Genomic DNA, 22593 nt, shown 5'->3' on the forward strand with positions numbered 1-22593 from the left:
GTCATCGCAAAAGCCCTTCGTAGTGACGTTGTTGTAGCTGCGCATCAATCTGCTTAACGGTCTCCAACCCAACGCCCACCATGATCAGGATCGAGGTGCCACCGAACGGGAAGTTCTGGTTCGCGTTGATCAGTACCAGTGCCACCAGCGGGATCAGTGCCACGAAGCCCAGGTAGAGGGCACCGGGCAGCGTGATCCGTGAGAGCACGTACTGCAGGTAGTCCGCGGTCGGTTTACCGGCGCGGATACCGGGAATGAAGCCGCCGTACTTCTTCATGTTGTCCGACACTTCTTCAGGGTTGAAGGTGATGGCTACGTAGAAGTAGGTAAAGAACACGATCAAGGCGAAGTAGAGCGCCATGTAGATCGGGTGGTCGCCGCGGGTCAGGTTGTTGTTGATCCATTCAACCCATGGCTGGAGCTGCTCGCCCTGCTTCGGCTGGTTGAACTGAGAGATCAGGCCGGGCAGGTAAAGCATGGAGGAAGCGAAGATCACCGGGATAACGCCGGCCATGTTCACCTTGATGGGGATGTAGGTGCTGGTTCCGCCAACGGTCCGGCGTCCGATCATCCGCTTGGCGTACTGCACGGGGATACGGCGCTGGGACTGTTCAACGAAGACCACCAGGGCCACGGTCAGCAGTCCGATCAGCAGCACGATGAAGAACGTTCCGGGGCCCTGTGAGGTCCAGATGGCGCCCAGGGAGGTGGGGAACTGTGCAGCGATCGACGTGAAGATCAGCAGGGACATGCCGTTGCCGACGCCCTTCTCCGTGACGAGCTCGCCCATCCACATGATCAGGCCGGTGCCGGCCGTGAGCGTGATGATGATCAGGATGGTGGTGATGATGCTTTCATCCGGGATGATCGGCAGGGCACACCCGGGCAGGAGCTGGCCGGAACGGGCCAGGGACACCAGGGTGGTGGCGTTGAGCAGGCCCAGGGCGATGGTGAGGTAGCGGGTGTACTGGGTCAGCTTGGACTGGCCCGACGCGCCCTCTTCGTACAGCTCCTGGAACCGGGGAATGACCACCCGGAGCAGCTGCACGATAATGCTGGCCGTAATGTACGGCATGATGCCGAGGGCGAAGATGGACACCTGCAGCAGAGCACCGCCGCTGAACAGGTTCACGAGCTGGTACAGCCCGCCTGCTGTCTGTCCGTTCTGCAAGCATTGCTGGACATTCTGGTAGTTCACACCAGGCGAGGGAATGAAGGCACCCAAGCGGAAGATGGTGATGATTCCCAGCGTGAACAACAACTTGCGTCGCAGATCAGGCGTGCGAAAGGCCCGGCCAAATGCGCTAAGCAAGCGTCCTCCTGTGGTGTGAAGAAGAGTGGTGTGATGGGGATCTATGAATCCCAACAACCGAGTCTAACGGTTGTATGCGCCATGCGAACAATCCGGGGCAGCGCAACTGCGCCGGATGGCACCGCAAATGCGCCTAATGGAACGATTCTGCCGATGAAAAAACTCCCGGCGACCAGGGCCTGGGGCCCCGGTCACCGGGAGTTCAACTACGGGCTCGCGCCCCACCGTCCCTAGAGGGCGGTGGTGCTTCCGCCTGCAGCAGCAATCTTTTCCGCGGCGCTGGCCGAGAATGCGTGGACGGTGACGTCAACCTTGACGGTGATGTCGCCGGTGCCCAGCACCTTGACGGGCTGGTTCTTGCGAACGGCGCCCTTTTCGACCAGGTTCTCCACCGTGACTGCGCCACCTTCGGGGAACAGCTCGTTGAGCTTGTCCAGGTTTACAACCTGGAACTCAACGCGGAACGGGTTCTTGAAGCCGCGCAGCTTGGGCAGGCGCATGTGCAGCGGCAGCTGGCCGCCGGCAAAGCCAGCCTTTACCTGGTAGCGGGCCTTCGTACCCTTGGTACCGCGACCGGCGGTCTTACCCTTGGATGCCTCGCCACGACCCACACGGGTCTTGGCGGTCTTGGCACCCTGGGCGGGACGCAGGTGGTGAACCTTCAGGGCGTTCTGCTTTTCAGCAGCCTGACCCTGTTCAGCAGTCTTCTCTGCCATTTACTTCGCCTCCTCAACGTTCACGAGGTGCGGAACCGTGTTGAGCATGCCCACGGTCACGGCGTCGGCGGTACGGACAACGCTGTGTCCGATGCGCTTCAGGCCGAGGGACCGCAGGGTCTCGCGCTGGTTCTGCTTGACGCCAATGACGCCCTTGATCTGGGTAATTTCCAACTTTGCGTCGGAGGGAACCAGGTTCTTAGCCATGACTACACACCTGCCTTCGGAGCCAGGAGAGCCTTCACCAGTGCCGCAGGAGCAACTTCGTCCAGCGGCAGGCCGCGGCGTGCTGCCACAGCTGCCGGCTCCTCGAGGCGCTTCAGGGCATCAACGGTCGCGTGAACGATGTTGATGGCGTTGGAGGAACCGAGCGACTTGGAGAGGATGTCGTGGATGCCCACGCACTCCAGTACTGCACGGACCGGGCCACCGGCGATAACACCGGTACCGGCGGAAGCCGGACGCAGCATAACGACGCCCGCAGCAGCTTCACCCTGCACGCGGTGCGGGATGGTGTTGCCAACGCGCGGAACGCGGAAGAAGGACTTCTTGGCTTCTTCAACGCCCTTGGCGATAGCTGCGGGAACTTCCTTGGCCTTGCCGTAGCCGACGCCAACCATGCCGTTACCGTCACCAACGACGACGAGTGCGGTGAAGCTGAAGCGACGACCACCCTTGACGACCTTGGAAACGCGGTTGATGGTGACAACGCGCTCTACGAACTGGTTCTTTTCGGCGTCACGGCCGCCATCGCGGCCGCCACGGCCACCGCGGTCGCCACGGCCCTGGCCACGGTCGCCACGCTCACCGCGACGGGCGCCACCACGGCGATCGTCGGTGGCGGGGGCAGTGGTCTCAGCAGCTGCGGCCTCGGGTGCCTTCTGATCTGCAGACACAGTGTCCTTTTCGTTGTTTGCTTCGGTCACAGTGACAGCCCACCTTCGCGGGCACCGTCAGCGACGGCTGCAATGCGGCCGTGGTACTTGTTACCACCACGGTCGAACACAACAGCCTCGACGCCGGCAGCCTTGGCACGTTCGGCAACGAGCTCGCCGACGCGCTTGGCCTTGGCAGTCTTGTCACCGTCGAATGCACGGAGGTCGGCTTCCAGGGTGGACGCGCTTGCTAAGGTCCGGCCAATGGTGTCATCGACAACCTGGACAAATACGTGGCGTGCGGAGCGGTTGACCACCAAGCGGGGGCGGACAGCCGTACCGGAAATGCGCTTGCGGATACGAAGCTGGCGGCGGCTGCGACCAGCAGCCTTGCTCTTGTTCGTACGCTTCTTGTTAATGGCGATGGCCATGGTTACTTACCAGCCTTTCCGACCTTGCGGCGGATGACTTCGCCGGCGTAACGGATGCCCTTGCCCTTGTACGGGTCAGGCTTCCGCAGCTTGCGAATGTTGGCAGCAACCTCGCCGACCTGCTGCTTATTGATGCCTGAGACAGAGAGCTTGGTCGGACCCTCTACTGCAAAGGTGATGCCATCCGGAGCCGAAACGTTGACCGGGTGGCTGTAGCCGAGGGCAAACTCAAGGTCAGAGCCCTTGGCCTGCACGCGGTAACCGGTGCCAACGATTTCGAGCTTCTTCTCGTAGCCTGCGGTGACACCCTGGATCATGTTGGCGATCAGGGTGCGGGTCAGGCCGTGGAGTGAACGGGAGGCGCGCTCGTCGTTCGGGCGGCTGACGGTCAGGGTGGTGTCGTCAAGTGCAACCTCGATCGGGCTGGCCACAGTGTGGCTCAGCTCGCCCTTGGAACCCTTAACGCTGACGACAGAGCCGTCAACCTTGACCTCAACGCCGGCAGGAACGGTGATGGGGAGACGTCCAATACGTGACATTATTCTCTTCCTTTCCCGTTACCAGACGTAGGCGAGGACTTCGCCGCCCACGCCCTTCTTGCCGGCCTGCTTATCAGTCAGGAGCCCGGAAGAGGTGGACAGGATTGCGATACCCAGGCCACCCAGCACGTGCGGCAGGTTGGTGGACTTCGCGTAAACGCGGAGACCCGGCTTGGAGATACGACGGACGCCAGCGATGGAACGCTCGCGGTTCGGACCGAACTTCAGGTCGAGAGTCAGCTTCTTGCCAACCTCTGCGTCTTCTTCCTTCCAGCCGGCGATGAAACCTTCGGCCTTGAGGATGTCAGCAACGCGTGCCTTCAGCTTGCTGTAAGGCATAGACACGGAGTCGTGGTATGCCGAGTTTGCGTTACGCAGGCGCGTAAGCATGTCTGCGACAGGATCTGTCATTGTCATTTGGGCTCTTGCCCTTCCTCGTAACGGTTTCCGCCGCAAGCTTCAGGAAGCTGTGCGGCCGGACCTTTTACGTAGATAATTAAGCTTCGGTTTTGAACGGGAAACCAAGCGCCTTGAGCAGCGCGCGGCCTTCGTCATCGGTCTTGGCGGTGGTAACGACCGTGATATCCATACCGCGAACGCGGTCGATCTTGTCCTGGTCGATTTCGTGGAACATAACCTGCTCGGTCAGACCGAAGGTGTAGTTGCCGTTGCCGTCGAACTGCTTGCCACTGAGGCCGCGGAAGTCGCGGATACGGGGCAGAGCCAGCGAAACGAGGCGGTCCACGAATTCCCACATACGGTCGCCACGCAGGGTTACGTGTGCACCGATGGGCATGCCTTCGCGCAGCTTGAACTGGGCGATCGACTTGCGGGCCTTGGTAACCTGCGGCTTCTGGCCGGTGATCTGGGTGAGGTCGCGGACAGCGCCGTCGATCAGCTTGGAGTCCTTGGCGGCATCTCCAACACCCATGTTCACAACAACCTTCACCAGGCGGGGTACCTGGTTCACGTTCTCGTACTTGAATTCATCCTGGAGCGTTGCCTTGATGGATTCGGCGTACTTGGTCTTCAGACGAGGAACGATCTTCGTTGCCGGAGTCTCGAGAGTCTCAGTCATTAGATGTCCTTCCCGGAGCTCTTGGACACGCGGATACGGACGGTCTTCTTGACACCGTTCTTCTCCACAGTGTCGAGGCGGAAGCCCACACGGGTCGGCTTCTTGGTCGACGGGTCAACCAGGGCCACGTTGGAAATGTGGATCGGGGCCTCTACAACCTCGATGCCGCCGGTCTTGGTGCCGCGCTGCGACTGTCCAACACGGGTGTGCTTGGTGACGCGGTTGATACCCTCAACCAGCACGCGGTTGGTGTCGGTGAAGACGCGCAGAACCTTGCCCTGCTTGCCGCGGTCGCCGCCGCGCTCAGCCTTGGCGCCAGTGATGACCTGAACCAGGTCACCCTTCTTGATCTTTGCAGCCATGGACTAGAGCACCTCCGGAGCCAGAGAAACGATCTTCATGAACTTCTTGTCACGGAGTTCACGACCAACCGGTCCGAAGATACGGGTACCGCGGGGGTCACCGTCGTTCTTCAGGATCACAGCTGCGTTCTCGTCAAACTTGATGTAGGAACCATCCGCACGGCGGCGTTCCTTCTTGGTACGGACGATGACTGCCTTGACAACATCGCCCTTCTTTACGTTGCCGCCCGGGATTGCATCCTTGACGGTGGCGACGATGACGTCACCGATGCCTGCGTAGCGACGGCCAGATCCACCGAGAACGCGAATGGTAAGGATTTCCTTAGCACCCGTGTTGTCGGCGACCTTGAGTCGCGACTCCTGCTGAATCACTATTTACTCCTTGCGTCGCGCCGGTTCTCAGGCCGTGGTCTTGCTACGGAATGAGCCTTGCGGAACGGTTGATCGGGGTGTCTCTTGACCCGCCTGGATTTTGCCAGACCAGGCCTAAACGCCTGTGCCAGAAGCAGTTGCTCCCATCCGGTCCGGGACAGATCCCGGGCGCACAGGGGCACTGTGCTGTGGCACGCTTGTTTACGAGGTTGATGACGGCGCGCAGAAGGCGCCATACAAACTCAATATCCTAGCATGCTTTTCGCCAGTTCCCATATCACCAGGGTGCACCGCCCCGCAAGCAGGGCAGGACGTACGACGACGTCGCGCAGGGCAGCCGTTCGCCCCACCCAGGGTGCCGCTCCCCCGCGCGGCCGGCCCACCGCCGTCGTGATCCCCCACCTCAACGCGCGCTCACTCGTGGCGGCTATGGGACCAACGCGCGCTCACTCCCCTGAAGCGAGTGAGCGGGCGTCTCATGGGAAGCCACCAAATGTGAGCGGGCGTGGGGCGCGAGGGTTAAACGAGGAAGCCCCCACTCCCGGAAAGGGAGCAGGGGCTTCCAGCCAGCAGCAGGTGCTACTTGGCCTTTTCGAGGATTTCCACGAGCCGCCAGTTCTTGGTGGCGGACAGCGGACGGGTCTCGGCGATGACTACGAGGTCGCCGATGCCGGCGGTGTTCTCTTCGTCGTGTGCCTTGACCTTGGAGGTGCGGCGGATGACCTTGCCGTACAGTGCGTGCTTCACGCGGTCTTCAACCTCGACGACGATGGTCTTTTCCATCTTGTCGGAGACCACGTAGCCGCGACGGGTCTTGCGGTAACCGCGCTGCTCAGCCGTGGCTGCAGTAGCAGATTCGGTCACGTTCTGGTCCTTTTCACTCACTTGGCGTCCTCCTCGGACTCAGCCGTTTCAGCCTTCTCGGCCTTCTTGGTTGCAGCCTTCTTGGACTTCTTTTCTTCCTTGGCTTCCACAACCGGTGCGGCAACCTCGGCACGAATGCCCAGCTCGCGTTCGCGGAGAACGGTGTAGATGCGTGCAATGTCCTTCTTTACTGCACGCAGGCGACCGTGGTTCTCCAGCTGACCGGTGGCGGACTGGAAACGCAGGTTGAACAGCTCTTCCTTAGCCTTACGGAGTTCTTCAACGAGACGCTCGTTGTCGAAACCGTCCAGCTGCGCGGGAGCCAGATCCTTGGATCCTACTGCCATTTCTACTCACCACCTTCGCGACGCACAATGCGTGCCTTCAACGGCAGCTTGTGGATTGCCAGGCGCAGGGCCTCGCGAGCTACCTCTTCATTGACACCGGAGAGTTCGAAAAGAACCCGTCCCGGCTTGACGTTGGCGACCCACCATTCCGGTGAACCCTTACCGGAACCCATGCGGGTTTCGGCAGGCTTCTTGGTCAGGGGACGGTCCGGGTAAATGTTGATCCAGACCTTACCGCCACGCTTGATGTGGCGGGTCATCGCAATACGGGCAGATTCGATCTGACGGTTGGTGACGTATGCCGGGCTCAGAGCCTGGATACCCCACTCGCCGAACGAGACCTCGGTGCCGCCCGTAGCAGCGCCGGAACGACCCGGGTGGTGCTGCTTACGGTGCTTGACTCGACGTGGGATAAGCATTTAAGCCTGTCCTCCTTCTGCTGCTGCAGGTGCAGCCTCAACTGCCGGAGCCTCTGCAGCAGGAGCTGCGTCAGCGGCCGGGCGGTCGTTGCGACGACGGCGGTCACCACGGTCAGCGCCACCCGGACGTCCGCCACGGTCGGAGCGGGGTCCGCGGGACGGTGCCGAAGCAGCCTGTGCGGCCAGTTCCTTGGCGGTGACGTCGCCCTTGTAGATCCAGACCTTCACGCCGATGCGGCCGAAGGTGGTCTTGGCTTCGTAGAAGCCGTAGTCGATGTTCGCGCGGAGGGTGTGCAGGGGCACACGGCCTTCGCGGTAGAACTCCGAGCGGGACATTTCAGCGCCACCCAGGCGGCCCGAGCAAGCGATACGGATACCCTTGGCACCGGCACGCTGTGCGGACTGCATGGCCTTCTTCATCGCGCGGCGGAAAGCCACACGTGAGGTCAGCTGCTCTGCAACACCCTGGGCAACCAGCTGTGCTTCCATCTCGGGGTTCTTGACCTCGAGGATGTTCAGCTGGACCTGCTTGCCGGTGAGCTTTTCGAGCTCGCCGCGGATGCGGTCTGCTTCTGCTCCACGGCGGCCGATGACGATACCCGGGCGGGCCGTGTGGATGTCCACGCGGACACGGTCACGGGTGCGCTCGATTTCGACCTTGGCGATGCCGGCGCGCTCCATGCCCGTGGACATGAGCTGGCGGATGCGGATGTCTTCGCGAACGAAGTCCTTGTACCGCTGTCCGGCCTTGGTGCTGTCAGCGAACCAGTGCGATACGTGATCGGTGGTGATGCCGAGTCGGAACCCGTGCGGGTTTACTTTCTGTCCCACTTAGCGAGCCTCCTCTTTCTCCGGGGTAGCGACTACCACGGTGATGTGGCTGGTGCGCTTCTTGATCTGAAATGCACGACCCTGGGCACGCGGCTGGAACCGCTTCATGGTCGGGCCTTCATCAACAAACGCTTCGCTGATGATGAGGTCGCCTTCGTCAAACGCAACGCCGTCGCGGTCTGCGAGGACCCGGGCGTTGGAGATTGCCGACTGAACTACCTTGAATACCGGCTCCGAAGCTGCCTGGGGGGCAAACTTCAGAATTGCCAGAGCCTCATTCGCTTGCAAACCACGAACAAGGTTGACGACGCGCCGGGCCTTCATAGGCGTTACGCGGATGTGGCGCGCAATTGCCTTGGCTTCCATTGCTTTCCTTCTCTCGTCTTTGACGTAAGTGCAGGCGCCTAGCGGCGCTTGCCCTTACGGTCGTCCTTGACATGGCCGCGGAATGTCCGCGTGGGAGCGAATTCGCCGAGCTTGTGCCCGACCATCGACTCGGTGACAAACACCGGAATGTGCTTGCGTCCGTCGTGTACGGCGATCGTGTGTCCGAGCATGTCGGGGACGATCATCGAACGGCGGGACCAGGTCTTGATGACGTTCTTGGTGCCCTTTTCGTTTTCCCTGGCTACCTTCACAAAGAGGTGCTGGTCAACGAAAGGACCTTTTTTCAGGCTGCGTGGCATGTGTCCAGGCTCCTATCGCTTGTTCTTGCCAGTACGACGGCGACGAACAATAAGCTTGTCGCTCTCTTTGTTGGGGCGGCGCGTGCGGCCTTCACGCTGACCGTTCGGGTTGACGGGGTTACGTCCACCGGACGTCTTACCCTCGCCACCACCGTGCGGGTGGTCAACCGGGTTCATGGCTACACCACGGACGGTCGGGCGGACGCCCTTCCAGCGCATGCGGCCGGCCTTGCCCCAGTTGATGTTCGACTGCTCGGCGTTGCCGACCTCGCCGACGGTTGCGCGGCAGCGCACGTCAACGTTGCGGATTTCGCCGGAGGGCAGTCGCAGCTGGGCGAAACGGCCTTCCCTGGCAACGAGCTGGATGGATGCACCGGCGGAGCGGCCCATCTTGGCACCGCCGCCCGGACGCAGCTCCACTGCGTGCACAACGGTACCCACGGGGATGTTGCGCAGGGGCAGGTTGTTGCCCGGCTTGATGTCAGCGTTGGGGCCGGCCTCTACGAAGTCGCCCTGGGACAGCTTGTTCGGGGCGATGATGTAACGCTTGGTGCCATCAACGTAGTGCAGGAGGGCGATGCGAGCCGTACGGTTCGGATCGTACTCAATTTCAGCAACGCGGGCGTCAACGCCGTCCTTGTCGTGGCGACGGAAGTCGATCAGACGGTACTGGCGCTTGTGTCCGCCACCCTTGTGACGGGTGGTGATCTTACCGGTGTTGTTACGGCCGCCCTTTTTGGGCAGCGGACGTACCAACGACTTTTCCGGCGTCGACCGCGTGATTTCGGTGAAGTCCGCTACGCTCGAGCCACGACGGCCCGGGGTAGTCGGCTTGTATTTACGGATTCCCATAATTTATTTCCTCGTTAAAGTGGTCTCCGCTACGCGAGCGGACCGCCGAAGATGTCGATGGTGCCTTCTTTGAGGCTCACAATTGCACGCTTGGTGCTCTTGCGGGTACCCCATCCGAATTTGGTGCGCTTGCGCTTACCGGCACGGTTGATGGTGTTGATCGATTCGACCTTGACGGAGAAAATCTTCTCCACGGCCAGCTTGATCTCAGCCTTGTTCGAGCGGGGGTCCACCAGGAAGGTGTACTTGCCCTCGTCGATCAGGCCATAGCTCTTTTCCGACACGACGGGTGCAAGCACGACGTCGCGGGGATCCTTGATGGTGGCTGCACTCACTTGGCATCCTCCTCGTTCTTAGCTGCCTTAGCGGCAACGAATGCTTCGTAAGCAGCCTTGGTGAAGACAACGTCATCAGAGACGAGAACGTCGTAGGTGTTCAGCTGGTCTGCGTACAGAACGTGGACACCGGTGAGGTTGCGCACGGACAGTGCAGCAACATCGTTGGCGCGCTCGATGACGACCAGCAGGTTCTTGCGGTCGGAAACGCCGCGCAGCGTTGCCAGTGCGGTCTTGGCGGAGGGCTTGGTGCCTTCAACCAGGTCAGCGACAACGTGGATGCGACCGTTGCGGGCCCGGTCAGACAGTGCGCCGCGCAGTGCAGCAGCAATCATCTTCTTGGGGGTCCGCTGGCTGTAGTCACGCGGGGTGGGACCGTGGACAACGCCACCGCCGGTCATGTGCGGAGCACGGATTGAACCCTGACGGGCGCGGCCGGTGCCCTTCTGCTTGAACGGCTTGCGTCCTGCACCGGAAACTTCAGCGCGGGTCTTGGTCTTGTGGGTACCCTGGCGAGCAGCAGCGAGCTGGGCAACGACAACCTGGTGCAGCAGCGGCACGTTGGTCTGTACGTCGAAGATCTCGGCAGGCAGGTCAACCTGGACAGTGTTAGCCATTGAACTAGGCTCCCTTCACGGCGGTACGTACGAAGACGACCTGGCCGCGGGCGCCGGGGACGGCACCCTTGATCAGGAGCAGCGACTTCTCGGCGTCAACCGCGTGGACCGTGAGGTTCAGCGTGGTGTGACGCACGGCGCCCATGCGGCCGGCCATTTTCATGCCCTTGAAGACGCGGCTCGGGGTGGATGCGCCACCGATTGAACCGGGCTTACGGTGGTTCTTGTGGGCACCGTGGGAAGCTCCAACGCCGTGGAAGCCGTGACGCTTCATAACACCGGCGAAGCCCTTACCCTTGGTGGTGCCGATGACGTCGATCTTCTGGCCGGCAGCGAAGAGCTCAACGGACAGCTCCTGGCCCAGCTCGTACTCGGCAGCATCTGCGGTACGGAGTTCGACGACGTGGCGGCGAGGCGTGACGCCTGCCTTTTCAAAGTGACCAGCCAGCGGCTTGGTGACCTTGCGGGGATCGATCTGGCCGTAGCCGATCTGAACGGCGACGTAGCCATCTACCTCTGCGTTGCGCAGCTGGGTGATGACGTTCGAGTCTGCCTGGACCACAGTGACGGGGATGAGCTTGTTGTTCTCGTCCCAGACCTGGGTCATGCCGAGCTTCGTGCCCAGCAGGCCCTTTACGTTACGGGTTGCGGTCATAGTTTCTCAGCACCTCCCTACAGCTTGATTTCGATGTTCACGTCGGCCGGCAGGTCGAGGCGCATGAGCGAGTCGACAGCCTTGGGCGTGGGATCGATGATGTCGATAAGACGCTTGTGCGTGCGCATTTCAAAGTGCTCGCGGCTGTCTTTGTACTTGTGCGGAGAGCGGATAACGCAGTAAACGTTCTTCTCCGTGGGCAGCGGCACGGGGCCAACTACCGTTGCGCCTGCGCGCGTGACCGTCTCAACGATCTTCCGTGCTGAAACGTCAATGACCTCGTGGTCGTATGACTTCAGCCGGATGCGGATTTTTTGTCCCGCCATGTCGCCTGACTCTCTTTCAGTCTGTGCTTCCCCGGGTTAGGGCTGCCCTGTTCACTTACCTGTTGTATGGCTGCCGAAGCAATTGAGGTCGTAACCACCATCCGCCGCACAAACTGAATCCGGATGAATCCGGGTTCCTCACCTTGCCGGCGCAACCGACCCCCGCGGTCGGGCGTGTCGCGCTCTACACGCAAACAAATCCGCATTTTCCATTGGGGTGGGTTATGTTTGGGCTTCCACTTGGACCCTGACACCCGGCATTATCCGGATCGGGACACGAAGAAGCGCTTGAACAACTCATCTAGTATGCCGGATATCTCCGGCATAAGCCAATCGCCCTCGCTAGCCCGGGCGCAGCGCCTGGCGGCCACTCTTCCGTACTGTTGCAGGCCCACCCATTGCCCCGGCTGCCCGGCGAATGGATGATGGGGACATGACGCTGGAGAGCACCGAATCCGTCACTGAACTGGCCAGCCGCATGCCGCCGTCGTTCACTCTTGGCGTGGCAGCGGCGGCCTTCCAGATCGAGGGCGCACTGGCCGACGGCGGCCGCGGCCCCTCAGGGTGGGACGCCTTTGCCCAAAAGCCCGGAGCCATCGTTGACGGCCACTCCCCCGCCATCGCGTGCGACCACTACAACCGGCTGCCCGAGGACGTCGCGCTCCTCAAGGAGCTCGGCGTCGACTCCTACCGGTTCTCCCTCGCCTGGCCCCGCATCCAACCCGATGGCCGCGGCAGGCTCAACCCGGAGGGGCTCGACTTCTACGACCGGCTGATCGACCAGCTGCTGGAAGCCGGCATCGCCCCCATGGCCACCCTGTACCACTGGGACACCCCGCTGCCGCTGGAACACCGCGGCGGCTGGCTCAACAGGGAAACCGCGGAACGCTTCGGCGAGTACGCCGCTGCTGCCGGACAACGGTACGGCGACCGCGTCTCACAGTGGGTCACGCTCAACGAGCCGGTCTCCGTGACGCTCAACGGCTACGCCCTGGGCGTCCATGCCCCCGGCCGGGCGCTGATGTTCGATGCGCTCCCCTCCATTCATCACCAGCTCCTGGCCCACGGCCTGGGCACCCAGGCCCTCCGCGCGGCAGGCGTCCGGGGCGGAATCGGCGTCACGAACCTGCACGCCCCCATCCGGCCGGCATCCCGCAAGATCGGGGACCGGGTGGTGGCGCATCTGTACGACCTGTTGATGAACAGGATCTATGCAGACCCGGTGCTGCTGGGCCGCTATCCCAACCTTCCGGTGTACGCCCGGCCGTGGCTGCGTTCGATCGGGCGCATCTCCGATTCCGACCTGCGGACCATCCACCAGCCACTCGACTTCTACGGACTGAACTACTACTTCCCGGTCAAGGTGGCCTTGGGGCGGGGCGTCACCGCCATTCCCGCTGACATGCACAAGGCCGTGGCACGGCTGCCCTTCCACGAGGTGGGTTACCCGGAGTTCAGCAACACGGGCTTCGGCTGGCCTGTGGCCCCCGGGCACCTGGGTGTCCTGCTGCAGGAAATGAGGGACCGGTACGGTGCTGCCCTCCCGCCGGTCTACATCACGGAAGGCGGTGCCAGCTTTCCCGAACCGGATACAGTATCCGGAACCCTGCAGGATGGTGAGCGCCTCAGCTACCTGGCCTCGCACCTGGCAGCCGCGCTGGAAGCGACGGCCCCCGGCGGAATCGCCTCGGGAGTGGACCTGCGGGGATACTTCGTCTGGACACTCATGGACAATTTCGAGTGGGCCGCCGGGTACTCACAGCGGTTCGGCCTGGTCCACGTCGACTTCAGCAACCAGGAGCGTACGCCCAAGCAGTCGTTCTACTGGTATCAGGCCCTCTCCCGGGCCCGCAGGGTCCAGTCCGCAGGGTAGGCAGCCGCGGCGTTGGCAGAGTCACGCCGCGGTGCGGGGCACCTGCAATGGCCGGTTACTGGTTCTTGTTGGCCCTGTTGATCCGCTTTGCCCGGTCGATCTCGTGGCGGAAGTGTTTCTTCGCCCAGAAGACTCCGGCCACCACGGCAGCCGCGACGATCAGGAAAATAAGCCATCCCATGATGAGCTCCTCTCAATGCTGCAACAGTATCAGGGCACTTTCCTGGCCGGAGCGTCGCTGCCGGCGTCCCTCCCCGCATCTGAAGGTGCTGGAGGCGCTGGCGGCGCTGGCCGAGCAGCCTTCGCGGCCTCTGGCCCGGCACTCCGGTTCAGCCGCCAGACGGCAAAAGCAATCAGACCGACGGCGATAAGCGCCAGGAGTACGAACGTGTACCCGCGCATCGCCCAAAGAATGCAGGCGGCAACACCGGCGGCGCCCCACCTGACGAAGATCTTCTCGCCGGCCAGGAGCCCGCCGACGAGCAGCACAGCGAGCAGCACCAAAAGCCACAGCTGCTGCCCTGCAGTGCCGCCAAACACGGTTCCTGCCCCGGTCAGCGTAAGCAGGACGGCCGCCGCCACAGCGATACCGCGCCCCGCCTTGGGCTGTCCGGAGCGGTAGCGAAGGAACGCCAGGGCGGCCCCAAGCACCACGTACCACTGCGCCGCCCAGAAGGGATCCGGCAAGCCGGCCCCGAAACTCCGGCGGCCGTCCAGTTCGAAGATCGCCGCGCGTTGAACTCCGGCTATCACCACCACAGCACCCGCCTCGGAGACCACCCGGCGAAGTTCTGCCGGGGCTTCCGCGATGCAGATGCCCGCCGCGCCCGCCAGCGCTGAGGCGGCAACCCAGGCCGTGGTGTCTGCCGCGATCCCAGCAAATGTGGCCAGGGCGAACCCGGCCAAGGCGGCGCCGGCCAGGGACCAGCGGCGCAAGGGGTCAGCCGCTAGCCCGGCGGACCTTGCCACCCGCACACCGTAGAGGGCGGCTCCCGCTGCGCCGGCACCGAGCCACGGCGCATAGGCCGCCCAGGCGTCCGGGTTTCCCCCTGCCACCTCCCGGACCACCATGAAGGTACCGGCCAGGATAGCCGCCGACGCCGGCGCGTACAGCACCCCGGCCCGCTCAACGTGGGAGGCGCAGAAGAGGACAGCGGCGAGCACCAGGACCGCAAACCCGGCGATCCACTCATCGGCCTGCGGAGCGAGGACCAACGCACTGAGGCTGTATCCCAGTGCGGCTGCCAGCCACAGCCAATGCTCAGTTCCGGAGGGGATCGGCATCCGCCGGGACCACAACACTCCGGCCACGGCCGCCGCAAGCGCCAGCGCCAGCAGAAGAAGCGCCACCCCGGTGTAGCCCAGCACCGGGGACACTGCAGGCGTCACCAGCGGGCTCAGCGCCAGCACCCCGCCCAGCACGGCAAAGGCTGCGAAGTAGAGTGCACCGCGCGCCGCGAACAGGGTCCTGGCAACGACGGCCGAAACAAGAACCAGCCCGAACTCCACCAGGATGATCCAGCGTTCGCCACCGCTGCCGGCTGCTCCGTAACGGCTGAAGTAGGCCAGTGGAAGGATGGCTTGGCCCGCGAGGGTGATCCACACCGCCGCCTGCTGGAAGGGAACCTCTTGAAGGCGGAAGCGCATCACCCACCGTACGGCGTGCTGCGCGGCAAGAACGCCGGCAAAGGTCAGCGACACAACGTCCGGGGAGGCGGAGACGTCGTAACTGAGGATCACGGCCAGGGCCGCCGTCAGTACCCTCGCGGCAACAAAGTACCCGCCCTTCTCCACAGCCCGGCCAGCTGCTGCCACCATCACCGCGGCGAAGGCAGCAAAGATGCCCAGCAGCACCTCGACCAGGGTGAGGTTGCCGGTGGACAGTCCCACCAGGACGAGGAAGGATGCCGGCGCGAACCACCCGGAGCCCCGTTGGCCGCGCAGCAACAGCCCGGCAGCAGCCGAGGACAGCGCAGTGACCCCCGGGAGGACCAGATGCTGCCAGCTTCCCGCCGACAGCGGCCACAGCATGGCGCACCCGATGAGCTGCACCGCCAGAACCACACCCGCATCCACGGCCGCGCCACGCGGAGAACGCCCAAGCCGGAAAGACACCAGCACCACGGCCATCTGGACGGCCAACACGGCAACCAGCACCGTGGCGGGGTCAACAGCTTCCCCGCCTACTAATGGCGCGCCCGCGGAGACCACCAGCCTGTCGAACAGCGTCAGCGCCAACAATGTGGCGGCGATGCGGCTAAGCCACCAATATCCCCAACGGTGCAGCCGGGACCGCAGCCGAACCCCTGTGACGGCGAGGTAGGCCACCACTACAGCCAGCGCGATGTTCCCTGCATCCGGTGTAATCCACCTGAAAGCGAACTCCAGCATCACGCTTGCCAGCACCAGCGGCACCACTTCGCCTGCTCGTGGACTCCAGGCGCGCTCCCCGCCCGGCTGCGGTACCAGGAGCAGACCCATGACAACCGCTGCAGCGAGCTGCAGCAGAATCCCGACCCACGTCAGCGACTGTCCAGGCGAAGAGTCCACGGCGGCGAGAACAGCGACTCCCACCGTCCCAAGAACAGAGAAGCCAACCAGGGTCGCTTGTGGCGCAAATTCGCTACGACTCCCCCGCTGCAGCCAGGCAGACAGCAACTGCTGTGCCACGGCCGCTGCCACAACACTGAACCACACTGCCTGCCCCTGCGTGCGGCCCTCCGTCAAGGCGGCCGTCACGGCGGGAACGGCAACCGTGCCTGCGATCCTGGTGTTGAAGAGGAGGATCTGACGTTGCGTGCCGCTTTCACGGAACCCACGGACCAGCCAGAAGAATCCGGTGAGGAGCACCATGAGGGCGAACTCCCACTCCCCCATCACCCTGCTGACGACTCCGGCCAGGGCAATGCCCGCAAACGGAAGGAACTCCGCCGCCCGGCGCAGCCTGACAGCCAGGGCAAAGCTCGTCAGGAGCAGCAGCAATACCGGCACCCACAGTGGAATTGCTCCTGCATCAGGCACCCACGCGCCGGCAATGCTGCGCAGCACAGTGCTGCCCGCAAACGCTGCCGTCAACGCCCAGTGCACCACGTGGGTCACCATGACGTCGGCACGCCAACGTGGCGCCAATGCTTCGCTCAGGGAAGGAGTGGGCACGGTGGCAGCCAACGGTTCCTTTTCCCCGTCAGGCCGGCGGGGAGGGAACCAGGCCTCCAGACGGCCGCCACCCACGGCAACGCCGATGGCCTGCACCGCAAGCAGTGCGCAGGCGGCCAGCAGTGCGCCTCTCACGGTATCGGTGAGCTCCAGGACAGCCACCGCCCCCGCAACCGTCAGTGCGGCGCGGGATGCATAGAAATTGCGGAGCCTGAAGCTTGCTCCCGGTACTGCGGCCATGGTGGCGAAGTATGCACCGCTGAGCCCGAGGATCAGTGCGTACTCGGCCAGGCTGGTGCGCAGGAGGAAAGTTGCAGCCAGGGCAACAGCAGGTACGACGACGGGGTGGACAGTTATCAGGGGCCGCAGGAAAAGCGGGGGAAGCCAGCCCGGCCTGACCAGGCTCAGCAGGGTGAACAGGACTGCCACGGCGATGAGCATCACGAAGTACCAAACAAGGGCGGCACCGAGGACTGCCATACCCGACCACGCGGTGGAGACAAGGAAAGTCAGCGACAGATACGCCAGCACGCGGCTTTCGAGCCGGAGGGCGGCCGCAATGTAGGCAAGGGTTCCAACGAGCGACGTGGCGAGCCACGCCGCGGGCCCGTTTTGCCAGACAAAACTGTAAAGGGCCAAGCCGATGACAGGGACGAGCGCCAGCCCGGTGCCAGTAAAGGCCACCGCGGCAGGCTTCAGGCGCGGGACGCGGTGGTGCAGGATGAATCCGGAGCCGTAGAACAGGGCAGCCACGGAGCAGACACCTGCGAACCTCATCATGGGCGGCAGCGCCGTTCCCACAAACAGGGCCGCTGCGGCAACGAGAAGGAGGCTCGCCACATACAGCGTGACGTTGATGTTCTGGCGGTCACGCCGTTCCCGGCGCGCTGCCGCCTCTTCGGCTGATTCTGCCGGCCGCGACGGGCCATCGGCGTATCCGCGGTATGGGACAGGCTGGGTGGTGGGCTTTGGCCGTGGTGTCATAGCGGCCCCCACGGGCACTGGCTGCGGAGGTGCTGCAGGACGGCTTGGCATCACGGAAGCCGGCTGAGGTGCAGGAGCCGATTGGGGTGCAGGAGCCGTGACCGTCGGCGGGGCGAACACAGGCCGCGCCGCCGGAGCCTGGGCCGGGGCGGGGGCCTGCACCCGATCGGGCGGCGCGGTTGTGGAATCTGTCGCCTGGCGCTCAGCCACTTTGGCCATGGCATCCAGCCAACCCTGCAAGTGACCGGCCCGGTAGCCTGCCTCGTACGAATCGTCCGGCATGAGATGGCCTTTCAGGGAGAGTGTGGCAGAAGTCCCGCGGTTTATCCATTGACTGGATTAACGGTAGCAAAAGAAGGCCCCGCTGCACACTGCAGCGGGGCCTTCTGTGGATTACCGGGACATAATCCCGGCTATCCGATGATCAGCAAGAGTTACTTGATGATCTTGGTGACGCGTCCCGAACCAACGGTGCGGCCGCCTTCGCGGATAGCGAAGCCGAGGCCGTCTTCCATAGCGATCGGCTGGATGAGCGCAACGGTCATCTCAGTGTTGTCGCCGGGCATAACCATTTCCGTGCCCTCAGGCAGGGTGATAACGCCGGTAACGTCCGTCGTACGGAAGTAGAACTGCGGGCGGTAGTTCGAGTAGAACGGGTTGTGGCGTCCGCCTTCGTCCTTGGACAGGATGTAGACGTTGGCCTCGAAGTCGGTGTGCGGGGTGATGGAACCCGGCTTGACGACAACCTGGCCACGCTCGACATCGTCGCGCTTCAGGCCACGGAGCAGCAGGCCACAGTTCTCGCCGGCCCATGCTTCGTCGAGCTGCTTGTGGAACATCTCGATACCGGTAACCGTGGTCTTCTGGACCGGGCGGATGCCAACGATCTCGACCTCGGAGTTGATGGCGAGGGTGCCACGCTCGGCGCGGCCCGTAACAACGGTGCCACGGCCGGTGATGGTGAAGACGTCTTCAATCGGCATCAGGAACGGCTTGTCGCGGTCACGTACGGGGTCCGGAACGGACTCGTCGACAGCTGCCATCAGGTCCTCAACGGACTTGACCCAAACCGGGTCGCCTTCCAGAGCCTTCAGGCCGGAAACGCGAACAACCGGAGCCTCATCGCCATCGAAGCCCTGCGAGCTGAGCAGCTCACGAACTTCCATTTCGACGAGGTCGAGGAGCTCTTCGTCATCAACCATGTCGGACTTGTTCAGCGCGACCAGCAGGTAGGGAACACCAACCTGGCGGGCGAGCAGAACGTGCTCGCGGGTCTGAGCCATGGGGCCATCGGTAGCAGCAACCACGAGGATTGCGCCGTCCATCTGGGCAGCACCGGTGATCATGTTCTTGATGTAGTCAGCGTGACCGGGGGCGTCTACGTGTGCGTAGTGGCGCTTCTCGGTCTGGTACTCCACGTGGGAGATGTTGATGGTAATACCGCGCTGACGCTCTTCGGGAGCAGAGTCGATAGACGCGAAGTCGCGCTTCTCGTTGAGATCCGGGTACTTGTCGTACAGCACCTTGGAAATGGCGGCCGTCAGCGTCGTCTTACCGTGGTCAACGTGACCGATGGTGCCGATGTTGACGTGCGGCTTAGTCCGCTCGAACTTTGCCTTTGCCACAGGTTCCTCCTAGAACGATTTCAAATGACTTGCCCTTCAACCGCGCTTTTCGCGGCAGAAACTCAGGCAAGTCTACTTGGGGGCTTTGGATTGGTGAAATTGCAGATTCAGGAACTAATACTAATCCCCTGAGCCTGTTCGTGCAGATGGCCTGGAGCCGGCTTGACCGGGATGGGTCCCGCCGGCCCCGGCCACCTGCACCGGCTGCGCTGTCCGTTTCCGGCTGCGCACCCGAGGTATTCGCTTTAAGTGCCCTGTACGGACTACTCGCCGCGGCTCTTCTGGATGATCTCGTCGGCGACAGCCTTCGGGACCTCCGCGTAGCTGTTGAACGTCATGGAGTACACAGCGCGGCCCTGGGTCTTCGAACGCAGGTCACCGATGTAGCCGAACATGCCGGACAGCGGAACGTGCGCGCGGATAACCTTGACGCCCTGTGCATCTTCCATGGACTGCATCTGGCCACGGCGGGAGTTGATGTCACCGATAACTTCACCCATGTATTCCTCAGGGGTGCGGACTTCGACATCCATCAGCGGTTCGAGCAGGACAGGGTTCGCCTTGCGTGCGGCTTCCTTGAAAGCCATACGGCCGGCGATCTTGAACGCCATTTCCGAGGAGTCAACATCGTGGTACGCGCCGTCAATCAGCGTGGCCTTGATGCCCACAACCGGGTAACCGGCCAGGACGCCGTCGTTCAGTGCATCCTGGATACCAGCGTCGACAGACGGGATGTATTCGCGCGGAACGCGGCCACCGGTGACCTTGTTCTCGAACTCGTACAGCTCGCCCTCGGCAGTGTCCAGCGGTTCGATCGCAATCTGGATCTTTGCGAACTGGCCCGAACCACCGGTCTGCTTCTTGTGCGTGTAGTCGTGGCGTTCGACGGCGCGCTTGATGGTTTCGCGGTAGGCAACCTGGGGCTTGCCCACGTTTGCCTCGACCTTGAACTCGCGGCGCATACGGTCCACCAGGATGTCCAGGTGGAGCTCGCCCATGCCGGCGATGATGGTCTGGCCGGTGTCTTCGTTGAGGGACACCTGGAAGGTGGGGTCCTCAGCGGAGAGCTTCTGGATGGCCGTGGAGAGCTTCTCCTGGTCACCCTTGGTGTTCGGCTCGATGGCAACCGAGATCACGGGCTCCGGGAAGCTCATGGACTCAAGCACGATCTGGTTTGCAGAGTCGCACAGGGTGTCGCCCGTGGTGGTGTCCTTGAGACCGATGGCAGCGTAGATGTGGCCGGCGGTGGCGCCCTCAACGGGCATCTCCTTGTTGGCGTGCATCTGGAACAGCTTGCCGATGCGCTCTTTCTTACCCTTGGTGGAGTTGACCACCTGGGCGCCTGCTTCCACGTGACCGGAGTACACGCGGATGAAGGTGAGCTGGCCGAAGAACGGGTGCGCTGCAATCTTGAAGGCCAGTGCGGAGAAAGGCTCGTCAGCGGAAGGTGCGCGGGTCAGTTCCTTCTCTTCGTCGCGGGGGTCGTGACCGACCATCGGCGGGACGTCGAGCGGGTTCGGCAGGTAGTCGACAACTGCATCGAGCATCGGCTGAACGCCACGGTTCTTGAACGCGGAGCCACAGAAGATCGGGTAGAGCTCGGAGTTGATCGTCATCTTGCGGATGCCGGCCTTGAGCTCGTCTACGGTGAGTTCTTCGCCTTCAAGGTACTTCTCCATGAGTTCCTCGGAGGACTCTGCAACGGTCTCAACGAGCGCTGCGCGGTACTCTTCGGCCTTTTCCTGGAGGTCAGCCGGGATCTCGCGGATCTCGTACTTCGCACCCATGGTGACGTCACCCTTGGCATCGCCGGGCCAGACCAGGGAGCGCATGTAGAGCAGGTCCACGACGCCGATGAAGTCGTTCTCAGCACCGATGGGCAGCTGCATGACCAGCGGCTTGGCGCCGAGGCGGCTGACGATGGTGTCTACGGTGAAGTAGAAATCAGCGCCGAGCTTGTCCATCTTGTTGACGAAGCAGATACGCGGGACGTTGTACTTGTCAGCCTGGCGCCACACGGTCTCGGACTGGGGCTCAACGCCTTCCTTGCCATCGAAGACAGCAACGGCACCGTCGAGGACGCGCAGGGAGCGCTCAACCTCAACAGTGAAGTCCACGTGGCCGGGAGTGTCGATGATGTTGATCTGGTTGTTTTCCCAGAAGCAGGTCACGGCGGCAGACGTGATGGTGATGCCGCGTTCCTTTTCCTGTTCCATCCAGTCAGTGGTCGAAGCGCCGTCGTGCGTTTCGCCGATCTTGTGGTTCACACCCGTGTAGAACAGGATGCGCTCGGTGGTGGTGGTCTTGCCGGCATCAATATGGGCCATGATGCCGATGTTGCGGACCTTACTAAGGTCGGTAAGCACGTCCTGTGCCACGGGGTCTCCTTTTGGGATGGACTACACGTTCGCCGCCGGCTCGGTTGAGCCGGCGGCGTCCGGGGAGTATTACCAGCGGTAGTGTGCGAAGGCCTTGTTGGACTCGGCCATCTTGTGGGTGTCTTCGCGACGCTTCACAGCGGCACCGAGACCGTTGGACGCATCCAGGATTTCGTTCTGGAGACGCTCGGTCATCGTCTTTTCGCGGCGGGCCTTGGAGTAGCCAACCAGCCACCGCAGGGCAAGTGCGGTGGAGCGGCCCGGCTTGACCTCAACCGGAACCTGGTAGGTGGCGCCGCCGACGCGGCGTGAGCGGACCTCAAGCGAAGGCTTGACGTTGTCCATGGCCTTCTTCAGTGCAGCCACGGGGTCGCCGCCGGACTTGGCGCGTGCGCCTTCGAGGGCACCGTAGACAATGCGCTCTGCCGTGGACTTCTTGCCGTCAACGAGCACCTTGTTGATGAGCTGGGTTACCAGCGGGGAGCCGTAAACGGGATCCTGTACGAGCGGCCGCTTGGGGGCCGGACCCTTGCGAGGCATATTACTTCTTCTCCATCTTTGCGCCGTAGCGGCTGCGGGCCTGCTTACGGTTCTTCACACCCTGGGTATCGAGGGCGCCACGGACGATCTTGTAGCGGACACCCGGAAGGTCCTTCACACGACCACCGCGAACGAGCACAATGGAGTGCTCCTGCAGGTTGTGGCCAACACCGGGGATGTAAGCGGTAACTTCAACGCCACCGTTGAGGCGCACACGTGCAACCTTACGCAGAGCCGAGTTCGGCTTCTTGGGGGTGGTGGTGTAAACGCGGGTGCAAACACCGCGGCGCATCGGGCTGCCGTTCAGGGCAGGAGCCTTGGTCTTTTTGACCTTAGGCGTGCGGCCCTTGCGGACCAGCTGGTTAATCGTAGGCACTCTCGTGTTCTCCGTTGGTTTGATCTCTACCGGCACATTCAGGC

Annotated in this window: 28 protein-coding genes; 1 reads left to right on the plus strand and 27 read right to left on the minus strand. The window is 62.9% G+C overall.

Annotated elements, in window-relative coordinates; genetic code table 11:
- Position 1 precedes the first annotated feature (1 nt).
- The 21 genes from secY to rpsJ form a co-directional block, all read right to left on the minus strand.
- Positions 2-1312: a preprotein translocase subunit SecY gene (secY, locus tag AC1DBN_RS05045; RefSeq protein ID WP_091721970.1), complete on the minus strand. Its 1311-nt coding sequence runs from the start codon at positions 1310-1312 to the stop codon at positions 2-4.
- A 230-nt stretch (positions 1313-1542) separates the two neighbouring features.
- A complete protein-coding gene (rplO, locus tag AC1DBN_RS05050; protein ID WP_015937838.1) occupies positions 1543-2028 on the minus strand; it encodes a 50S ribosomal protein L15 in 486 nt (161 codons plus the stop codon).
- Positions 2029-2235 carry a 50S ribosomal protein L30 gene (gene rpmD / locus AC1DBN_RS05055; protein WP_091721973.1) on the minus strand — a complete coding sequence of 69 codons (207 nt, stop codon included), beginning with the start codon at positions 2233-2235 and terminating at the stop codon, positions 2029-2031.
- 2 nt (positions 2236-2237) lie between these two features.
- Complete coding sequence (rpsE, locus tag AC1DBN_RS05060; protein ID WP_015937840.1) at positions 2238-2954, minus strand: 30S ribosomal protein S5; 717 nt, start codon at positions 2952-2954, stop codon at positions 2238-2240.
- Positions 2951-3334, minus strand: a complete 384-nt coding sequence (rplR, locus tag AC1DBN_RS05065; RefSeq protein ID WP_477722680.1) for a 50S ribosomal protein L18 — start codon at positions 3332-3334, stop codon at positions 2951-2953. The genes rpsE and rplR overlap by 4 nt, the downstream gene beginning before the upstream one ends.
- A gap of 2 nt (positions 3335-3336) precedes the next feature.
- Positions 3337-3873, minus strand: a complete 537-nt coding sequence (rplF, locus tag AC1DBN_RS05070) for a 50S ribosomal protein L6 (RefSeq protein ID WP_056075367.1) — start codon at positions 3871-3873, stop codon at positions 3337-3339.
- An 18-nt stretch (positions 3874-3891) separates the two neighbouring features.
- Positions 3892-4290: a 30S ribosomal protein S8 gene (gene rpsH / locus AC1DBN_RS05075; protein WP_015937843.1), complete on the minus strand. Its 399-nt coding sequence runs from the start codon at positions 4288-4290 to the stop codon at positions 3892-3894.
- Between the two features lie 79 nt (positions 4291-4369).
- Complete coding sequence (rplE, locus tag AC1DBN_RS05080) at positions 4370-4951, minus strand: 50S ribosomal protein L5 (protein WP_091721978.1); 582 nt, start codon at positions 4949-4951, stop codon at positions 4370-4372.
- On the minus strand, positions 4951-5313 hold the full coding sequence (rplX, locus tag AC1DBN_RS05085; RefSeq protein WP_015937845.1) for a 50S ribosomal protein L24: 363 nt from the start codon (positions 5311-5313) through the stop codon (positions 4951-4953). The genes rplE and rplX overlap by 1 nt, the downstream gene beginning before the upstream one ends.
- A 3-nt stretch (positions 5314-5316) precedes the next feature.
- Positions 5317-5685 carry a 50S ribosomal protein L14 gene (gene rplN / locus AC1DBN_RS05090; RefSeq protein ID WP_003803789.1) on the minus strand — a complete coding sequence of 123 codons (369 nt, stop codon included), beginning with the start codon at positions 5683-5685 and terminating at the stop codon, positions 5317-5319.
- Positions 5686-6264: 579 nt separating this feature from the next.
- On the minus strand, positions 6265-6570 hold the full coding sequence (rpsQ, locus tag AC1DBN_RS05095) for a 30S ribosomal protein S17 (RefSeq protein WP_015937846.1): 306 nt from the start codon (positions 6568-6570) through the stop codon (positions 6265-6267).
- Positions 6567-6896: a 50S ribosomal protein L29 gene (rpmC, locus tag AC1DBN_RS05100; protein WP_015937847.1), complete on the minus strand. Its 330-nt coding sequence runs from the start codon at positions 6894-6896 to the stop codon at positions 6567-6569. Before rpmC ends, rpsQ begins: the two co-directional genes overlap by 4 nt.
- Before the next feature lie 2 nt (positions 6897-6898).
- Complete coding sequence (gene rplP, locus AC1DBN_RS05105) at positions 6899-7315, minus strand: 50S ribosomal protein L16 (protein WP_015937848.1); 417 nt, start codon at positions 7313-7315, stop codon at positions 6899-6901.
- Positions 7316-8146 (minus strand): 30S ribosomal protein S3, encoded by an 831-nt coding sequence (gene rpsC, locus AC1DBN_RS05110; protein ID WP_056075369.1) that lies wholly within the window; start codon positions 8144-8146, stop codon positions 7316-7318. It abuts the gene before it with no gap.
- Entirely contained in the window at positions 8147-8512 is a 366-nt protein-coding gene (gene rplV / locus AC1DBN_RS05115; protein WP_009358304.1) for a 50S ribosomal protein L22, read from the minus strand. It abuts the gene before it with no gap.
- A gap of 38 nt (positions 8513-8550) precedes the next feature.
- The gene (gene rpsS, locus AC1DBN_RS05120; protein WP_018773666.1) at positions 8551-8832 is read right to left on the minus strand and encodes a 30S ribosomal protein S19; all 282 of its coding nucleotides are present in this window, start codon (positions 8830-8832) and stop codon (positions 8551-8553) included.
- A gap of 12 nt (positions 8833-8844) precedes the next feature.
- A complete protein-coding gene (rplB, locus tag AC1DBN_RS05125; RefSeq protein ID WP_015937850.1) occupies positions 8845-9684 on the minus strand; it encodes a 50S ribosomal protein L2 in 840 nt (279 codons plus the stop codon).
- A 29-nt stretch (positions 9685-9713) separates the two neighbouring features.
- Complete coding sequence (gene rplW / locus AC1DBN_RS05130; protein ID WP_056075372.1) at positions 9714-10019, minus strand: 50S ribosomal protein L23; 306 nt, start codon at positions 10017-10019, stop codon at positions 9714-9716.
- The gene (rplD, locus tag AC1DBN_RS05135; protein WP_056075375.1) at positions 10016-10636 is read right to left on the minus strand and encodes a 50S ribosomal protein L4; all 621 of its coding nucleotides are present in this window, start codon (positions 10634-10636) and stop codon (positions 10016-10018) included. Before rplD ends, rplW begins: the two co-directional genes overlap by 4 nt.
- 4 nt (positions 10637-10640) lie before the next feature.
- Positions 10641-11291, minus strand: coding sequence for a 50S ribosomal protein L3 (gene rplC, locus AC1DBN_RS05140; protein ID WP_015937852.1), 651 nt, complete (start codon positions 11289-11291; stop codon positions 10641-10643).
- A 17-nt stretch (positions 11292-11308) separates the two neighbouring features.
- Entirely contained in the window at positions 11309-11617 is a 309-nt protein-coding gene (rpsJ, locus tag AC1DBN_RS05145) for a 30S ribosomal protein S10 (RefSeq protein WP_003803825.1), read from the minus strand.
- Positions 11618-12050: 433 nt separating this feature from the next.
- Between rpsJ and AC1DBN_RS05150 the strand changes: the two genes are divergently transcribed.
- Entirely contained in the window at positions 12051-13490 is a 1440-nt protein-coding gene (locus AC1DBN_RS05150) for a GH1 family beta-glucosidase (protein ID WP_091721981.1), read from the plus strand.
- Positions 13491-13545: 55 nt separating this feature from the next.
- On the opposite strand, the gene AC1DBN_RS05155 is transcribed toward AC1DBN_RS05150, so the two are convergent.
- The 6 genes from AC1DBN_RS05155 to rpsL all read right to left on the minus strand — a co-directional run bounded on the left by AC1DBN_RS05155 (position 13546) and on the right by rpsL (position 22549).
- Positions 13546-13671 (minus strand): hypothetical protein, encoded by a 126-nt coding sequence (locus AC1DBN_RS05155; protein WP_261618682.1) that lies wholly within the window; start codon positions 13669-13671, stop codon positions 13546-13548.
- Between the two features lie 29 nt (positions 13672-13700).
- Positions 13701-17630, minus strand: coding sequence for a hypothetical protein (locus AC1DBN_RS05160; RefSeq protein ID WP_477722681.1), 3930 nt, complete (start codon positions 17628-17630; stop codon positions 13701-13703).
- A 434-nt stretch (positions 17631-18064) separates the two neighbouring features.
- Entirely contained in the window at positions 18065-19255 is a 1191-nt protein-coding gene (tuf, locus tag AC1DBN_RS05165) for an elongation factor Tu (protein ID WP_056075385.1), read from the minus strand.
- 263 nt (positions 19256-19518) lie between these two features.
- Positions 19519-21633, minus strand: coding sequence for an elongation factor G (fusA, locus tag AC1DBN_RS05170; RefSeq protein WP_091721986.1), 2115 nt, complete (start codon positions 21631-21633; stop codon positions 19519-19521).
- 69 nt (positions 21634-21702) lie between these two features.
- Positions 21703-22173, minus strand: a complete 471-nt coding sequence (gene rpsG, locus AC1DBN_RS05175; RefSeq protein ID WP_013601837.1) for a 30S ribosomal protein S7 — start codon at positions 22171-22173, stop codon at positions 21703-21705.
- A 1-nt stretch (position 22174) separates the two neighbouring features.
- Positions 22175-22549, minus strand: coding sequence for a 30S ribosomal protein S12 (gene rpsL, locus AC1DBN_RS05180; RefSeq protein ID WP_011692814.1), 375 nt, complete (start codon positions 22547-22549; stop codon positions 22175-22177).
- Positions 22550-22593 lie beyond the last annotated feature (44 nt).

This window comes from Pseudarthrobacter sp. 10T415 (assembly GCF_056394175.1).

Coding starts and splice junctions, on each gene's coding strand:
- rplO (WP_015937838.1), bottom strand. CDS start 2,028: ATGGCAGAGAAGACTGCTGAACAGGGTCAGGCTGCTGAAAAGCAGAAC.
- rpmD (WP_091721973.1), bottom strand. CDS start 2,235: ATGGCTAAGAACCTGGTTCCCTCCGACGCAAAGTTGGAAATTACCCAG.
- rplR (WP_477722680.1), bottom strand. CDS start 3,334: ATGGCCATCGCCATTAACAAGAAGCGTACGAACAAGAGCAAGGCTGCT.
- rplF (WP_056075367.1), bottom strand. CDS start 3,873: ATGTCACGTATTGGACGTCTCCCCATCACCGTTCCTGCCGGCGTTGAG.
- rpsH (WP_015937843.1), bottom strand. CDS start 4,290: ATGACAATGACAGATCCTGTCGCAGACATGCTTACGCGCCTGCGTAAC.
- rplE (WP_091721978.1), bottom strand. CDS start 4,951: ATGACTGAGACTCTCGAGACTCCGGCAACGAAGATCGTTCCTCGTCTG.
- rplX (WP_015937845.1), bottom strand. CDS start 5,313: ATGGCTGCAAAGATCAAGAAGGGTGACCTGGTTCAGGTCATCACTGGC.
- rpmC (WP_015937847.1), bottom strand. CDS start 6,896: ATGGCAGTAGGATCCAAGGATCTGGCTCCCGCGCAGCTGGACGGTTTC.
- rplP (WP_015937848.1), bottom strand. CDS start 7,315: ATGCTTATCCCACGTCGAGTCAAGCACCGTAAGCAGCACCACCCGGGT.
- rplV (WP_009358304.1), bottom strand. CDS start 8,512: ATGGAAGCCAAGGCAATTGCGCGCCACATCCGCGTAACGCCTATGAAG.
- rpsS (WP_018773666.1), bottom strand. CDS start 8,832: ATGCCACGCAGCCTGAAAAAAGGTCCTTTCGTTGACCAGCACCTCTTT.
- rplB (WP_015937850.1), bottom strand. CDS start 9,684: ATGGGAATCCGTAAATACAAGCCGACTACCCCGGGCCGTCGTGGCTCG.
- rplD (WP_056075375.1), bottom strand. CDS start 10,636: ATGGCTAACACTGTCCAGGTTGACCTGCCTGCCGAGATCTTCGACGTA.
- rplC (WP_015937852.1), bottom strand. CDS start 11,291: ATGACCGCAACCCGTAACGTAAAGGGCCTGCTGGGCACGAAGCTCGGC.
- rpsJ (WP_003803825.1), bottom strand. CDS start 11,617: ATGGCGGGACAAAAAATCCGCATCCGGCTGAAGTCATACGACCACGAG.
- AC1DBN_RS05150 (WP_091721981.1), top strand. CDS start 12,051: ATGACGCTGGAGAGCACCGAATCCGTCACTGAACTGGCCAGCCGCATG.
- AC1DBN_RS05155 (WP_261618682.1), bottom strand. CDS start 13,671: ATGGGATGGCTTATTTTCCTGATCGTCGCGGCTGCCGTGGTGGCCGGA.
- AC1DBN_RS05160 (WP_477722681.1), bottom strand. CDS start 17,630: ATGACACCACGGCCAAAGCCCACCACCCAGCCTGTCCCATACCGCGGA.
- rpsG (WP_013601837.1), bottom strand. CDS start 22,173: ATGCCTCGCAAGGGTCCGGCCCCCAAGCGGCCGCTCGTACAGGATCCC.